Consider the following 14,900-nt stretch of genomic DNA (forward strand, 5'->3'; position numbering starts at 1 on the left):
GAAAGTTATGGTACTTTATCTGAAACGGATAAATGGTTTAAAAAAAGAAGGTTATACGGTAGACTTTAATATAGATGCAGCACACCTGGTTAATGACCAAGTAAATTCGGTATTATCTTCCGATGACTTTAAAATAGATAAAGTCTTTCGTTTTGAAGGTGCATCTAACCCTGATGATGAGTCGGTATTATATGCCATTTCCTCAGCAAAGTTTGGAACCAAAGGGGTTTTGGTAAATGGTTACGGAATTTCTTCAGAAGCTAGATACAATCAATTGCTTTCAAAATTAAATACACATCCGATAAATCTGCCTGAGGTTAATAATAGGGAATAAAATTTTTCTGGAAGAGAAGCGTAATACTGATACAAACCTTAATTAGCCATGGATATATTAACAATCATTACCATCTTGATTTTGATCAGTGCTGTTTTTTCCTATCTGAACGACCGACTAATTAAACTGCCCCGTGTGATAGGTTTGGTTACGATTTCAATAGTAGTCTCTATGCTCATTTTAGTATTGGGGAAAACCACTAACGGGTTAACCGATACCATTAAAACGCTTGCACAGAGTATTGATTTTTCAAAAGTCCTGTTAAATGTGATGCTTGGGTTTCTGCTCTTTGCAGGGGCTTTTCATTTTGATTATCAGAAATTAAAAGCGCAGCGTTTGCCAGTGTTTTTGTTGAGCACGCTCGGCGTAATCATTTCAACTGGTGTATTTGGTGCATTACTTTACCTGGTTACCTTTCTTTTGGGTATTGAGCTGCCTATTATTTATTGCTTCTTGTTTGGTGCAATAGTATCGCCTACAGATCCGATTGCGGTTACAGCTATATTAAAAACTTCAAAAATCCCACCAAGGCTTAATACCATTATTTCGGGCGAATCATTATTCAATGATGGCGTAGGTCTTATGCTCTTCGTCATTATCCTTGGTATTGCCAACAAGTCAGGGAGCAGCTCTTTCGGAGAGATATTGCAATTATCTGTTCAAGAGGTAGGTGGAGGAATAATTATAGGATTGATATTAGGTTATCTCGGTTACCAATTGATGAAGTCTATTCAAGATTTTCAAACCATTTTTTTAATCTCTGTTGCCCTTGTTTTATTGATCTCTTTGATTGCTGGTAAATTTCATGCATCCATTCCATTAGCTGCAGTTACTGCTGGATTAATTGTGGGTAATAAGAGTACAGATAAGACCAACATAGCCGATCAGTCTCTTGATAAAGTATGGCAATTAGTCAATGACCTGCTCAATACCATTTTGTTTGTAATGATTGGCCTGCAAATGGTGGTCATGCCCTTCCTTCATGAATTTTGGGTGATTGGTCTGGTCTCTATTATAATTCTGCTAATTGCAAGATTGGTTAGCATTGCGGTGCCAGTGGTTGTTTTATTGCGAAAGTTCAACCTAGGCAATCTTTCCATACTTACGTGGGCTGGCCTTAGGGGTGGGATTTCGTTGGCGATGGCATTAACACTTCCTGCATCGCCTTACCGGGAATTGATCCTTGCCAGCTGTTATTTCGTGGTTATCTTTTCCATAATCTTTCAGGGACTAACATTGAAGAAAGTTGTAGCAATAGCTGTACGCCATAAAGCGGAGTAATGATAACTATAGCAATACTTTAAACGAATATTGGCGGCCTTAACCCGAAGCCATGGCGATAGCCTGTCTGAATGGGTGGTAAGCGAAATGAGAATATTACTTGAAAATAGCCAGGTAGGCTGATAATGGTCAAGGCTTAAAGAAGAATTTTACCCCTTAAATAAAATCAAAAATGTTCTTTACAAATCTTTTTTTTGGAATGGATTTACTATGGTGGATCCTTTGGTCTGTACTTTTGTTATGGATATTTCTTGTCCCTTATGACATTCCCGGACAGCGCAGCAGAAGATGCTCAGTAATGCATATTGCAGGAACGCTTTGCCAAGGGCGCAATTGATCTCAAAGAATATGAACGGAATAAAAAAATACTGGAGCGTGATAAAATCGGACCAACTTCAATATGTCTTTAGATTTGATGTTTTCATTGCTTAGTCGAATAATAATACGCTAAAATATGGAACAGGTACTATACCGGGCAATAATTTACGTTGAGAGATTGTTTTTGGATCATTTATCCGATAAGATATACTTTCATGACCTTAAGCATACCCTTCAGACCATTAGAATTGCCAAAGAGATAGGAAAACAAAGTGGGTTAAGCGAGGTCGAACTATTCAAGCTTGAACTTGCTGCATTGTTTCACGATACGGATTATACCCAAAAATATATAGGACATGAAGAACAGAGTATGCGGATTGCAACTGATTTTTTGCGAAATGAAAATGTCGGACAGGAGATCATTGATGAGATATGCCGTTGTATAAGTGACACCAGATTTCCTCAATTTCCTACAGAAAAACTCGGAAGGATCTTGTGCGACGCTGATCTATATCATTTTTCTTTAAAGCATTATGTACTATATTCCCGAAAAACTTAGAAAGGAATGGGAAGTCATGCTAAACCTGTTTTATATACAGCGCAATGGAATTCTTTAAATCTAAAGCTCCTGATCTCCCACGAATAATTTGAACCCTATTCCAGGTCTGCATTTCAGTCAGGAAAACAGTTTAACATCTACAGACTTTCAGGTAATTGAGTTATTTTAAAGCCATTTGGGGCCTCTTTTGAAGGAACTTCAAGATGTCTTCAATATCTTAAACCATATTTGTCATTATGAAGATTCTAATCATTGAAGATGAACCCGGGCTGCAGCGTAGTATAGCACAGTATCTGCTCTCCCAGGGAAATTTATGTAGTGAGGCTTCAACTTATGCCGAAGCACTTGACCGCTTAGGTGCGTATGATTATGACTGCATTTTGCTCGATCTTACCCTTCCCGATGGGGAGGGACTTCAGATACTGAACTATCTTAAACGGATGAACAGGGTAGAAGGAGTGATTATTATTTCGGCAAGAAATTCCATTGATCAAAAAATAGAAGCCCTTAGCCTTGGAGCTGATGACTACCTGATCAAGCCCTTTCACCTCTCGGAGCTCAATGCCAGAATACTGGCTATTGTCCGTCGCAAAAGTGCTCATGGCGAAAGGCATATTGAATTTAATGAAATCAGAATAGATTTGGATGCTAAAGAGGTGCTTATAAAGGGCACGATAGTCTATTTGACAAAAAAAGAATTTGACCTCCTGCTTTATTTTGTTTCCAATAAAGGCAAGGTTATCTCTAAATCTGCTGCGGTAGAGCACATCTGGGGAGATGATTCTGATATGGCCGATAGTTTTGATTTCATTTATACCCATATCAAGAACATCAGGAAAAAACTGACAGATGCTGGAAGCAGAGATTATTTTCAGTCAGTATATGGTATCGGTTACAAATTCACGGAAGTATGAAGCTATTTACCAGATATAACAGGATACTGATGATGATTAGTCTTTTTGGACTGCTGCTGATCGGATTTCTTTTTTACCGGATGCTCGTATATTATCTTGATCAGCAGATTGACCATGATCTTGTGGAAGAGGTTATGGAGGTAAAGGAGTATTCTGCAGAAGGTAATTTTTATAAGCCCCATGAATTTGAGGACCTTATTGTTCAATATAAAAAAATCGAAAAGGCCAATCCTTCCAGTAGCTATGCTGATACCATATTCTATAATCCCCTTAAGCACCGGAAAGAAGCCGCAAGGTATCTTAAAACCGAACTCGAACTGGTTGGGCAGCCTTACCAGGTTCTGGTTATTGCTTCAAAATTTGAACGACAGGAACAGATCCGGAACATCTGTCTGATTATCCTGGTTCCGGTTGTGCTGCTGTTTGCGCTGGTGTTATTGGTAAACAGGCTTCTGCTCAGAAAAATCTGGACGCCTTTTGAGCAGCTTTTAAAAAATATTACCGTCTTTAATGTTAACCATGAGCGTCCCTATGAGCCTGTAGAGATGCCCGTTGCAGAATTCAGGCAATTGAACAAGGTGTTGGTAGCGCTTTCGGGAAAGGTGAAGTCTGATTATAACGAGATCAAGCTTTTCACCGAAAATGCTTCCCATGAAATGATGACGCCGCTTGCAGTAATCAACTCAAAGCTTGACAATATGCTCCAGTCCAATGTTTTGGGAAAAGAGGATGGCGAAACGCTTGTTGAACTGTATAAGGCAACTTCGCGTTTAACCAAGCTTAATCAATCCCTACTTCTTTTAGTGAAAATTGATAATAATTTATTGCAGGACGAGGAAAAAGTTAACCTCAAATCGCTTATCGAAGAAAAGCAGGTTTACTTCGAGGAACTTATCACAGAGCGGGATATTACCGTAGAAACCACATTGACCGACGTAAGCATTGCTGCAAGCAGAAGCTTAATTGAAATACTGATTAATAATCTTTTCAGCAATGTGATCAGGCATAACTACGATGGAGGTAAAATTGAGATAAGGTTGGAGGCAGACCAAATCGTGTTTGCAAACACAGGACACAACAAAGCTTTGGATCCGGAAAAAATATTTGACCGTTTTTATAAGGATAATACCTCAGAAGGTACAGGGTTGGGGCTTGCCATACTTAAACAAATATGTAACCGTCAGCATTACCAACTTAGTTATTTCTATCATCGGGACCTGCATACCTTCACTATAAAATTTAACCCTAAATAAGATCATATGGCCATTATCGAACCTACCAATCAAGAAATCGGAGCGAACAGAAAAGGAAAGAAATATGCTACGTCCACTCGCTTCTGGCACTGGGTAAATTTTATCGTCATCTCAGGATCCCTGCTCACGGTGCTGATTAACTCCACGCTCTTTGACCGATCGCAGCGTAGCTTTATAAAAGGCGAACTGATGAATGCCGGCGCATCAGTAAGTGAAAAGCAAGCAGGAGCGGTTACGCATGGACTGGAAGATCAGGTATGGAACATACACATCTATTTTGGCTATGCCTTAGCCGTGCTTTTTATTTTCAGGTTAATTGCTGAATTTTTTCTGCCTCCTTCAGAAAGGCTCTTTCCTAAGGTTCAAAAAGCTTACCAGGCTTATTTTATATTAAAAAAGGAACGTGAGGCTGCCAAGCACGAACTGGTGGTAAAAGGACTTTACATCGTTTTTTATCTTCTGCTTCTGATCATGGTTGTTAGCGGCCTGCTGCTTGCTTTTGAAGATTATACCGGCATTGCGCAAAATGTTAACCACAGCATAAAAGAATTCCACGGATTCTGTATGTATCTAATACTGGGCTTTATTGTACTTCATCTTTCAGGAGTATTTCTTGCCGAGCGAAAGAATGGAAAAGGAATTATTTCGGATATGATCAACGGAGGAGAAAATTGAAAAAGCTGATGAAAATAAATTGGATTCTGAGCCATGCTTAAAAGAACTGCTGTACTTGTACTGTGCTGTTATCTGTTTTCTTCTACGGAGCTTTCCCAGTTTTTAAAGCTGATCGGGCATTACCTTGAGCATAAGAATAAGCAAAAGGATTTATCTCTCTGGGGATTTTTGTGTGTCCATTACTTTAACGGCGATGTACGTGATGCAGACTATGAAAAGGATATGAAATTGCCATTCAAAACCTGTACTACTCAGGGACATGGGGAAACCCCCGTTCGCCTTGAAGTTGGCCGGGTAATCATTCCGGGCGATCCGGGCATTGAATTGATGCACCTCAAATCATTCTATTATAAATTCCCCGAAACCACTATACCCAGAGGCGGCATTTGGCAGCCACCAAAGTTGTGCCTGAGCGCTTGTGCACAATCTATCTGATGGTGCCAGGGATTAATTTTTATGATTTTTAAACATTTATTAAAAATTTTATGCTCAACAGGATAATAGAATTTTCTGTGCGTAATAAGCTCATTATCGGGCTGTTTATTTTTGCGCTCATCGGATATGGATTTTACGAGATCAAAAAACTGCCCATAGATGCAGTTCCTGATATCACCAATAACCAGGTTCAGGTAATCACCATTGCACCCTCTTTCGGTGCGACCGACATCGAAAGACTAGTTACTTTTCCCATCGAACAGGCCAATAGCAATATACCGGGGATGCTAGAGATCAGGAGCTTTTCGAGGTTTGGCCTTTCCCTGGTCACCATCGTTTTTAATGATGACACGGACATTTACTGGGCAAGGCAGCAAGTTGCAGAACGCCTGCAGCAAGTTCAGTCGCAAATTCCGCAGGGTATAGGAACACCGGAGCTTGGTCCGGTATCTACAGGTCTGGGGGAAATTTATCAATACGTTGTCCGGCCCGAAAAAGGTTATGAACATAAATATAAAGAAACCGACCTCAGGACCATTCAAGACTGGATAGTAAGAAGGCAGCTGCTCGGTGTTAAGGGCATAGCAGAGGTAAGCAGTTTCGGGGGCAAGCTTAAGCAGTATGAAATTGCCATCAACCCCAATAAATTGGCTTCTTTTGGCATTAACATGAATGATGTTTTCAGTGCGATTGACCGGAATAACCAGAATACCGGCGGCGCTTACATCGAAAAAGGTCCTTCGGTGCTTTTTATCCGTACCGAGGGACTGGTATCTACGGTAGAGGATATTGGAAATATCTCCATCAAAACGCCGCAGAACAGACCGCTATTTGTCCGGGATGTGGCTGAGGTCAAGCTTGGCTATGCTACACGTTATGGTGCAATGTGCTATAACGATCAAGGCGAAGTAACAGGCGCCGTTGTGATGATGCTGAAAGGGGCAAACAGCAGCGAGGTGATCAAGAACGTAAAGGATAGGATTGCCCAGATTCAGAAAACCTTGCCGAAAGGGGTTGTAATCGAACCATTTCTGGATAGAACCAAGATGGTGAACAATGCCATCGGTACGGTAGAAAAAAACCTGATGGAAGGTGCATTGATCGTTGTATTTGTACTTGTTCTGTTTCTGGGTAATTTCAGGGCGGGGCTGATTGTTGCTTCCATCATTCCCCTGGCCATGCTTTTTGCGGTGATTATGATGAATACCTTCGGGGTAAGCGGAAACCTGATGAGCCTTGGTGCACTGGATTTCGGATTGATCGTGGATGGTGCGGTAATTATTGTTGAAGCGGTGATGCACCAGCTTTCCCACCACAAGAAGTTTGCGACGCTTGATAAAATATCGCCGCAGGAAATGGACGGACAGGTGGAGCAATCTGCAGGCAAGATGATGAACAGCGCGGTATTTGGGCAGATTATTATTTTGATCGTTTACCTCCCGATTTTTACCCTGCAGGGCATTGAGGGAAAAATGTTCAAGCCAATGGCGCAAACAGTGGCCTTTGCGCTGCTGGGTGCCTTTATCCTCTCGCTCAATTACATTCCCATGATGAGTGCACTGTTTTTGAGCAAAAAGATTAAGCACAAAGCCAATTTTTCTGACCGCATGATGTCCGGACTGGAAAATGCATATCATAAAACGCTATCCAGGGTAATTGCTTTTCCAAAAACGGTACTATTAACGGTACTCTCTTTATTTGTACTCGCAGTGATTACCCTCACATTTCTTGGGGGCGAATTTATTCCGGCTCTGGAAGAAGGCGATTTTGCCGTAGATACCAGGGTACTCACCGGAAGCAGTATTTCTACAACGATAGAAAGTACACAAAAGGCTGCGCATATCTTAAAAACCCAGTTTCCGGAAGTAGAAAAAGTGGTCACCAAGATTGGAAGCGGCGAGGTGCCGACTGATCCCATGCCAATGGAGGCCAGTGATATGATGGTCATATTAAAGGATAAAAAAGATTGGACATCAGCAAAGACATTCAATGAGCTTTCTGAAAAAATGGGCAAGGCGCTGGAAGCAGTGCCCGGCATTACCGCTGGATTTCAGTATCCGGTGCAGATGCGCTTTAATGAGCTGATGACCGGAGCCAGGCAGGACGTGGTGTGCAAGATTTTTGGGGAGAATCTGGATACCTTAGCCATATTTGCAAAACAGCTTGGTTCGGTGATTGCTTCTGTAGATGGTGCCCAGAATCTCTTCATTGAACCGGTAACCGGAATGCCACAGGTAGTGATTTCTTACAATAGAGCAGTGATTGCTCAATATAACCTGGATATTTCGGAGGTGAATAAGATCGTGAACATCGCATTTGCCGGCCAGAGTGCTGGACTTATTTTTGAAGGGGAGAAGCGTTTTCAGCTTGTGGTGAGACTTGATGGGGAGCAGCGCAAAAACTTGGGAGACATTCAGAACCTTTTAATACCAATACCTGCAGGGACGCAGATACCTTTATCTCAGCTTGCAAATGTCGAAATCAAAAACGGCCCCAACCAGATTCAGCGTGAGGATGCCAAAAGGCGATTGGTTGTCGGTTTCAACGTAAGGGGAAGAGATGTGCAGACCATTGTTAATGAACTGCAGGAAAAGGTAAATGCCAAAATTAAATTTCCCCCAGGCTATTACGTTACTTATGGAGGTGCATTTGAGAATTTGAATGCCGCCAAAAAAAGGCTGATGGTTGCTGTACCAGTATCTTTGGTATTGATATTTATCCTGCTGTTTTTTGCTTTTGGTTCGGTTAAACAGGGACTGCTTATCTATTCAGCAATTCCACTATCTGCTATAGGTGGGATTTTCTTTCTTGCGCTGCGCGGAATGCCTTTCAGCATTAGTGCCGGGGTTGGCTTTATCGCTCTTTTTGGTGTTGCAGTATTGAACGGGATTGTGCTCATCGCGGAGTTTAACAGGCTTAAAAAAGAAGGCATGACAAACTTAAGGGAAATTGTACTTAAAGGAACCAGCCTGAGGTTGAGGCCAGTTATGATGACCGCGTTTGTGGCATCTCTGGGTTTTTTGCCCATGGCCCTAAGCAATGGTGCTGGTGCAGAAGTGCAAAGACCATTGGCCACAGTGGTTATTGGAGGTCTTATGGTAGCTACATTTTTGACACTTTTTGTTCTGCCGGTACTCTACATCCTGTTTGAAAAGGGGATCAAATTCTCCTTTGGAGCTAAGAAGCTCATCATTATCGGTTTTCTGATACTTCTTTCTGCAGGTAAGGTAAATGCCCAACAGCCTATCTCGCTTTCGGCATCGATAGATACCGCGATGAAAAATAGTCTGATGATTAAAAATCAGGCACTACTCATCAAATATCAACAGCAGCTTATCAAAACTTCGGGCGTAATGCCCATGGCCAATCTAACAGGCGAGGTCGGACAGCTAAACAGTGCCTATACCGATAACAGGATCGGAATTTCCCAGTCTTTCAGTTTCCCATCCGTATATGCAAAACAGCGAAATCTACTTACTTTAGAAGCGGAGCAGGCAACCTTAAACGCTACACTAAAAGCAGCCGAGCTTAAGCGGACATTAGCTGAAGTGTTTGATCATTTTTTATATTTAAAAGAAAAGGAAAAACTGATAATGAAAAGTGATTCCCTTTACAGCCAGTTTTTGGATAAGGCAAAAATCCGTTTTAAGGTAGGGGAAAGCAATATCATGGAAAAGGCGACAGCTGAAACGCAGAAAGCTTCAGTAGGATTTCAGTTAAGTCAGCTCCGTCAGGAAATGGAAACCTTGTTGCTCCAGTTTCAGGTACTACTCAATAGTGGTAATAGGTTTTATCCTGCGGGCAAAATTGAAAAGAAAAAACTACGTGAAAATGTGGGAACTTTGGAAGTGGATCAAAATTATACCTTGAACATTTATGAGCACCAAAAGCTCATCAGCAAGGCACTTACCAAGGTAGAGCAATCAAAACTGCTTCCGGATATTACCCTTGGCTACTTCAATGCCTCCATGAAAGGGATGGGTGCTGACGACCGTTATTATAATGGCAATAAACGTTTCCAGGCCGCACAGGTAGGTATTGGTATCCCTATTTTTAGCGCTGCCCAGAAAGCGAAAATATCATCTGCCAGGATTAATGAAGATGTAGCCATTTCCACTTTTGAGCAGCAGAAACAACAACTGTCACTGCAGCTAGAGACAGCAAAAAAGCAATATCAATACGGACTGGAAAATGTGGAACATTATGAAAAAACGATGCTGAAAAATGCAGACCTGATTAGCCTCACCGCCAGTCAGCAGTTTGTTAACGGAGAAATCAATTACCTGGAATGGGGTATGCTTGTAGGGCAATCCATCACGATCCAGAGCAATTACTTAGATCTTATTAAAACCTTAAATCAGACCGTTATCCAGTTAAACTATTTAACCGCCAGAACACAATGAAAAATTTAATTCCAATCTTCGTCATATTACTTCTAACGGCCTGCGGCCAAAAGGATGCAGCGCCCGAAAAGGTAGCAAATAACACGGATCAACCTGATGTAGTGATTCTAAATACCGCTCAGTTAAAAAATGCAGGTATACAAACAGGTCAGATAGAAAATCAAAATATTGCTGAAGTGATCAGGGTAAACGGGAGCATAGATGTACCGCCCCAGAATATGGTTTCTATAAGTATGCCACTTGGAGGCTATCTGCGTTCTACCAAGCTATTGCCAGGTATGCATGTGAGCAAGGGGGAAGCCATCGCAGAAATGGAAGATCAGCAGTATATTCAGATGCAACAGGATTACCTGACGATAAAGGCTAAACTTGAATTTGCCCAGCGGGAATACCTCCGTCAGAAAGAACTGAACCAGAGCCAGGCAAGTAGCAATAAGGTATTTCAACAGGCAGAGGCGGACTATAAAACGCTGCGTATCAGTTTGGGCGCTTTAGCTGAAAAACTGAGTCTGATTAATATCAATGCATCTAGGCTTACCGAGCGGAATATTTCCAGAAAAATAAATATATACTCTCCCATCACCGGCTTTGTTTCAAAGGTTAATGTGAACATCGGTAAATATGTAAACCCCTCTGATGTGCTTTTTGAGCTGGTGAATCCAACAGACATCCACCTCAATCTAAAGGTTTTTGAAAAGGATCTGCCAAAGCTGGCCATTGGCCAAAAACTCAAAGCTTACAGCAACAATTTTCCCGAAAAAAAATATGATTGTGAGATTATTCTAATCAGCAAAGATCTGTCTACAGACCACTTGGCGGAGGTTCATAGCCATTTCGAAAACTATGATCAGGCGCTGATCCCGGGAATGTATATGAATGCAGAGATACAGGTAAACAATAATCGATCGTCTACGGTTCCCGATGAGGCGCTGGTTGATTTTGAGGGCAAGCAATACATCTTTTTCTCGATCGGCCCTGGTAGGTTTAAGATGACTCTGGTAGAGAGTGGTAAAAGCGAGTCAGGAAGTACTGAAATCAAACATCCGGAAACATTGAGTGGAAAACCGATTGTGATCAAGGGGGCTTACACACTGTTGATGAAACTTAAAAATAAAGCAGATGAGTAATCCATATTATGAACAGCAGGGAGATTTTTCTGGCTCTCTGGATTGTGATCTTTGGGATGATGGATATTTATCCCCTTAATATGTGTAGTTGCATTTCTTCATCCCAGGGATACGCAGGAGGAGCGACCTCAAGGCAAGGAAATTCCTGTCAAATTCCAAGCCTTTTTACGTACTGCTCGATCCAAGGACTGAAGCACTTCTCGCACAGCTACAGGTGCTGATTACGATCCGGAGAAATACGCAGGTTATTTAAAAAAAAAGATTGGAGACTTTTCAAAGAATAAATAAATACTGCGATGGGAAACAGCGGAAAATTAAGGTTACCTTACAGAAAATCAGCTGATATGACAGGATTGAGTTTACGGTTTTTCTTTTTTCTATTAATTTTTTTGCCGTTTTTTACTACCTGCATGGCGCAGCAGCTTTCACTTTCAGTAGATCTAATTGATTCCACGGTTTTAAATCTTTCCGGGGTGAAGGGAAAACATAACCCGTTCGATGCCTCTATGCTTTATGCGACTTCAGCAGCCATCATCGGTCTTTCTACACACTTTGTAAAGCAGGGAGACGCCGCCTGCGACCCGATGGGATATAACTCTTTCCATCGGGACATAACACCTCGGCATTTGCAGCAGCAGAGTTCCTTGGTCAGGAATATCGGGACATCAGTCCATGGTACGGCTATGCAGGATATTTCGTTGCTACTGCTACCGGTACGCTTCGGATGTATAACAACAAGCACTGGTTAAGTGACGTGGTCGCCGGAGCTGGTTTTGGCATTGCCTCAACCAAGATTTTATATCTGGTTTATCCTTACATCAAAAGGCTGTTTATGCCTAAAAAGCAATCCGGTCTCTTTTTCCCCTTATTTTCAGGATGGCACCACAGCCCCGATGATTTATGGTAGGTTTTAGGAAGTATAAGCCAGCTTCTAAATGTCTACAGAATGTTATCCTAGATTCGTTTACGGCTTCGGGCCTTTACCTAAAAATCAAAAGTTATGGAAGAGCAAAAAAGGTCATTACAGGAAAAGTTTTTGCTCTACGCTTTAGCAGCCATTATATTGATCCGGATTTTATCTGTATTTTTTATGGGACCGATGCCGCAAGATGCCTATTATTACCTGTACAGTCAGCATCCATCGCTTTCCTATTTTGATCATCCTGCTGCAATTGCAGTACTTTTAAGGTTTTTTACTTGGGTTTTTGGCTCCAATGTGGTAGCTATAAAACTTGCTGATTCAGTCCTAACGATAGGAACAGTTCTGCTTTTCTATAAGCTTGCCCTTTCATTTTATCCCAAAGCGCAGGCAGTCCGCTCAACAATCCTGCTGCTCTCCACGCTGATGGTCAGCATACTCTCGCTGGTTTCAACGCCCGATACGCCGCTTATTTTTTTCTGGACACTATCTTTACTTTTGCTTCGCAGGGCCCTGAGGATGGATAAAACTGGCTACTGGATATTCAGTGGAATTGCCATGGGACTGGCCTTTGATAGCAAATATACCGCCGTTTTTTTACCATTTGGACTGNGAATGGAGAAATAAACTTTTGTATTATCCTAAATTTCTGTTGATTGACCAGTTTTTTTGTTGTAAATTTTTTAGGTGCCCTTGGTTTAGCGTGCATAAAATGAATTACTATCAAGTAATTGAAAATCCTCAGCTTATTTTCTGAAAATTAGATCTGCATAATTTGCTTGAAAGAGGTTAAAGCAAAGTTGCTTTATTGCGTTCCGCTTCAAAAAAAGTATCTATAGCCAGATTTGGTTTGTCATGTGATGCTGCAACGGCTAATCGGTCGCAACGTTCGTTCTCTGGGTGGTCATTGTGGCCTTTAATCCATATAAATTTTACTTTGTGTAGTTTGTACAGTTCTAAGAATCTTAACCAAAGGTCTTTGTTTTTCTTATCCTTAAAGTTTTTGGTAACCCATCCGAAAACCCATTTCTTTTCTACCGCATCTACCACGTATTTAGAGTCTGAATAAACAGTTACTTGTTGGTTTAAGCTTTTAAGTGCTTCTAGCCCTTTAATTACGGCAAGTAGCTCCATACGGTTATTAGTTGTCATTCGAAAACCACCACTTAGTTCCTTATAATGCTGACCTGCTCTTAAAATTGTACCCCAACCACCTGGTCCGGGATTTCCGCTAGCTGCACCGTCTGTATAAATTTCTATCATAAACTTCGTAAAGTTATGTTTTTGGGTTGAAAATAGCTGCTTTGCTTTGTTTTTATAAGCTTATTTAAAATTCAAATAATTGAATAATAACTAATTAAAAAAATCTTGTCAATTCTTTGAAAAAAATATTTGCATAAAATATTAAAAGTCGTACTTTTGTGACACCAAAAAATACGGTGGTTGTAGCTCAGTTGGTTAGAGTATTGGTTTGTGGTGCCGAGGGTCGTGGGTTCGAGCCCCATCAGCCACCCCCTGTTGGTCCAGAGTCTTTTTTGAAGACTCTGGACCATTTTTTTTTACTTCTAATTCCTTGTTTTTCAGGTAGATATGGCTCGCTAGTTCGTTCATAAATGTGGTTCGATGTCGGTCTCCATCGTATACTATTTTTTCTTGGAAAATGCAGCTAATGAGGTATCTCTTACCTTCAACATCAGCATTGTCAAAAAACATATCTAAATTCTTTAAATTAACCAATGCTTGCTCAGCAATTGACTTAATATCTAAAATTTCTGAGTTTTTATTGTTTATTTCTCCTAACCTGGATTCTAGTCTGTTTATTTTCTCACTAATTTCAATTTTTATAGTCCTAAAATCTACCGCATCTATTTCACTATTAAGTAAGAGATCTCTTGCCTTATCTATTTTTTTATTTTGATCATGAATCTGACTTATGTATAATTTCTTTTCATCCAAAATTGAACCTACCTGGTTATGATAAGCATCGGCGATTGTTTGAACAAAAACTTCTTGGAAGCCTTTCTTGGGGAGATATTCCAAAAGATCCTGTAAGAAAGCCTCATTAGTGGAGTTGCTCGCTGGTTTCAACGCCCGATACGCCGCTTATTTTTTTCTGGACACTATCTTTACTTTTGCTTCACAGGGCCCTGAGGATGGATAAAACTGGCTACTGGATATTCAGTGGAATTGCCATGGGACTGGCCTTTGATAGCAAATATACCGCCGTTTTTTTACCATTTGGACTGCTGTTGTTTTTGCTGCTTTCTGTTTCCCACCGTAGACTTCTTACTACGGTCTGGCCATGGCTTTGCCTTATGGTGATGATCCTAGTTTCTGCGCCGGTCATCGTCTGGAACTTTCAGCATGATTTTGCTTCCTTTGCTTTTCAGGGATCCCAGCGTATGGGACAATTATCCGCATTTACAGTAAAGCCCAAATTCATATTTGGACTGCTGGGCCATCAGCTTGCGCTTTTGATGCCCGTACTTTTTATTACCCTTTTCTATGGCCTTTATATCCTGGTGAAAAGGTACGGTAAGAAATCTGCCGAAATGCCTGTAAACGATCTGTTTCTGCTAAGCTTTTTTCTCCCGGTTTTCCTTTTGTTTATTTTGATTTCCCCTTTATACTGGGTCAAGATCAACTGGATGATGCCAGCCTATATCTCTGGTATACTCTGGG

At 41.1% G+C, this 14,900-nt stretch carries 13 protein-coding genes, 1 tRNA gene and 1 pseudogene; 14 read left to right on the forward strand and 1 reads right to left on the reverse strand.

From position 1 onward, the window contains the following. Positions 1-7: 7 nt before the first annotated feature. The 12 genes and pseudogenes from ACFOUY_RS07495 to ACFOUY_RS07550 all read left to right on the forward strand — a co-directional run bounded on the left by ACFOUY_RS07495 (position 8) and on the right by ACFOUY_RS07550 (position 12,845). Positions 8-334, forward strand: coding sequence for a phosphoribosylpyrophosphate synthetase (locus ACFOUY_RS07495; RefSeq protein WP_378959870.1), 327 nt, complete (start codon positions 8-10; stop codon positions 332-334). Positions 335-382: 48 nt separating this feature from the next. Continuing rightward, positions 383-1,615 carry a cation:proton antiporter gene (locus ACFOUY_RS07500; protein ID WP_378959871.1) on the forward strand — a complete coding sequence of 411 codons (1,233 nt, stop codon included), beginning with the start codon at positions 383-385 and terminating at the stop codon, positions 1,613-1,615. A gap of 454 nt (positions 1,616-2,069) precedes the next feature. Further along, positions 2,070-2,492, forward strand: coding sequence for an HD domain-containing protein (locus tag ACFOUY_RS07505; protein ID WP_378959872.1), 423 nt, complete (start codon positions 2,070-2,072; stop codon positions 2,490-2,492). A gap of 236 nt (positions 2,493-2,728) precedes the next feature. Then, on the forward strand, positions 2,729-3,406 hold the full coding sequence (locus ACFOUY_RS07510; protein ID WP_378959873.1) for a response regulator transcription factor: 678 nt from the start codon (positions 2,729-2,731) through the stop codon (positions 3,404-3,406). Then, complete coding sequence (locus tag ACFOUY_RS07515; RefSeq protein WP_378959874.1) at positions 3,403-4,659, forward strand: sensor histidine kinase; 1,257 nt, start codon at positions 3,403-3,405, stop codon at positions 4,657-4,659. Before ACFOUY_RS07510 ends, ACFOUY_RS07515 begins: the two co-directional genes overlap by 4 nt. A 6-nt stretch (positions 4,660-4,665) precedes the next feature. Beyond that, positions 4,666-5,334 (forward strand): cytochrome b/b6 domain-containing protein, encoded by a 669-nt coding sequence (locus tag ACFOUY_RS07520; RefSeq protein ID WP_378959875.1) that lies wholly within the window; start codon positions 4,666-4,668, stop codon positions 5,332-5,334. A 33-nt stretch (positions 5,335-5,367) separates the two neighbouring features. Next, positions 5,368-5,769 carry a hypothetical protein gene (locus tag ACFOUY_RS07525; protein WP_378959876.1) on the forward strand — a complete coding sequence of 134 codons (402 nt, stop codon included), beginning with the start codon at positions 5,368-5,370 and terminating at the stop codon, positions 5,767-5,769. A 50-nt stretch (positions 5,770-5,819) separates the two neighbouring features. Then, on the forward strand, positions 5,820-10,172 hold the full coding sequence (locus ACFOUY_RS07530; RefSeq protein ID WP_378959877.1) for a CusA/CzcA family heavy metal efflux RND transporter: 4,353 nt from the start codon (positions 5,820-5,822) through the stop codon (positions 10,170-10,172). Continuing rightward, a complete protein-coding gene (locus ACFOUY_RS07535) occupies positions 10,169-11,299 on the forward strand; it encodes an efflux RND transporter periplasmic adaptor subunit (protein WP_378959878.1) in 1,131 nt (376 codons plus the stop codon). Before ACFOUY_RS07530 ends, ACFOUY_RS07535 begins: the two co-directional genes overlap by 4 nt. A 296-nt stretch (positions 11,300-11,595) precedes the next feature. Continuing rightward, the gene (locus tag ACFOUY_RS07540; protein WP_378959879.1) at positions 11,596-12,048 is read left to right on the forward strand and encodes a hypothetical protein; all 453 of its coding nucleotides are present in this window, start codon (positions 11,596-11,598) and stop codon (positions 12,046-12,048) included. Next, positions 11,958-12,206, forward strand: a pseudogene (locus ACFOUY_RS07545) (phosphatase PAP2 family protein); the annotation flags it as partial. The gene ACFOUY_RS07540 and the pseudogene ACFOUY_RS07545, both read left to right, overlap by 91 nt. A 192-nt stretch (positions 12,207-12,398) precedes the next feature. Next, positions 12,399-12,845: an ArnT family glycosyltransferase gene (locus ACFOUY_RS07550; protein WP_456238592.1), complete on the forward strand. Its 447-nt coding sequence runs from the start codon at positions 12,399-12,401 to the stop codon at positions 12,843-12,845. Between the two features lie 162 nt (positions 12,846-13,007). On the opposite strand, the gene rnhA is transcribed toward ACFOUY_RS07550, so the two are convergent. After that, a complete protein-coding gene (rnhA, locus tag ACFOUY_RS07555; protein WP_378959881.1) occupies positions 13,008-13,481 on the reverse strand; it encodes a ribonuclease HI in 474 nt (157 codons plus the stop codon). A gap of 176 nt (positions 13,482-13,657) precedes the next feature. Between rnhA and ACFOUY_RS07560 the strand changes: the two genes are divergently transcribed. Together ACFOUY_RS07560 and ACFOUY_RS07565 are read left to right on the forward strand one after the other, a co-directional pair. Further along, a tRNA-His gene (locus ACFOUY_RS07560) sits at positions 13,658-13,731 on the forward strand. Between the two features lie 619 nt (positions 13,732-14,350). Then, the coding region (locus ACFOUY_RS07565) for a glycosyltransferase family 39 protein (protein ID WP_378959882.1) at positions 14,351-14,900 on the forward strand (550 nt) is incomplete at its 3' end.

Origin of the sequence: Pedobacter jamesrossensis (assembly GCF_042650905.1) — a bacterium.
Lineage (GTDB): Bacteria > Bacteroidota > Bacteroidia > Sphingobacteriales > Sphingobacteriaceae > Pedobacter > Pedobacter jamesrossensis.

Excerpts from the sequence above, each read along its gene's own strand:
- ACFOUY_RS07495 (WP_378959870.1), top strand. The coding sequence starts at position 8 with ATGGTACTTTATCTGAAACGGATAAATGGTTTAAAAAAAGAAGGTTAT.
- ACFOUY_RS07500 (WP_378959871.1), top strand. The coding sequence starts at position 383 with ATGGATATATTAACAATCATTACCATCTTGATTTTGATCAGTGCTGTT.
- ACFOUY_RS07505 (WP_378959872.1), top strand. The coding sequence starts at position 2,070 with ATGGAACAGGTACTATACCGGGCAATAATTTACGTTGAGAGATTGTTT.
- ACFOUY_RS07510 (WP_378959873.1), top strand. The coding sequence starts at position 2,729 with ATGAAGATTCTAATCATTGAAGATGAACCCGGGCTGCAGCGTAGTATA.
- ACFOUY_RS07515 (WP_378959874.1), top strand. The coding sequence starts at position 3,403 with ATGAAGCTATTTACCAGATATAACAGGATACTGATGATGATTAGTCTT.
- ACFOUY_RS07520 (WP_378959875.1), top strand. The coding sequence starts at position 4,666 with ATGGCCATTATCGAACCTACCAATCAAGAAATCGGAGCGAACAGAAAA.
- ACFOUY_RS07525 (WP_378959876.1), top strand. The coding sequence starts at position 5,368 with ATGCTTAAAAGAACTGCTGTACTTGTACTGTGCTGTTATCTGTTTTCT.
- ACFOUY_RS07530 (WP_378959877.1), top strand. The coding sequence starts at position 5,820 with ATGCTCAACAGGATAATAGAATTTTCTGTGCGTAATAAGCTCATTATC.
- ACFOUY_RS07535 (WP_378959878.1), top strand. The coding sequence starts at position 10,169 with ATGAAAAATTTAATTCCAATCTTCGTCATATTACTTCTAACGGCCTGC.
- ACFOUY_RS07540 (WP_378959879.1), top strand. The coding sequence starts at position 11,596 with ATGGGAAACAGCGGAAAATTAAGGTTACCTTACAGAAAATCAGCTGAT.
- rnhA (WP_378959881.1), bottom strand. The coding sequence starts at position 13,481 with ATGATAGAAATTTATACAGACGGTGCAGCTAGCGGAAATCCCGGACCA.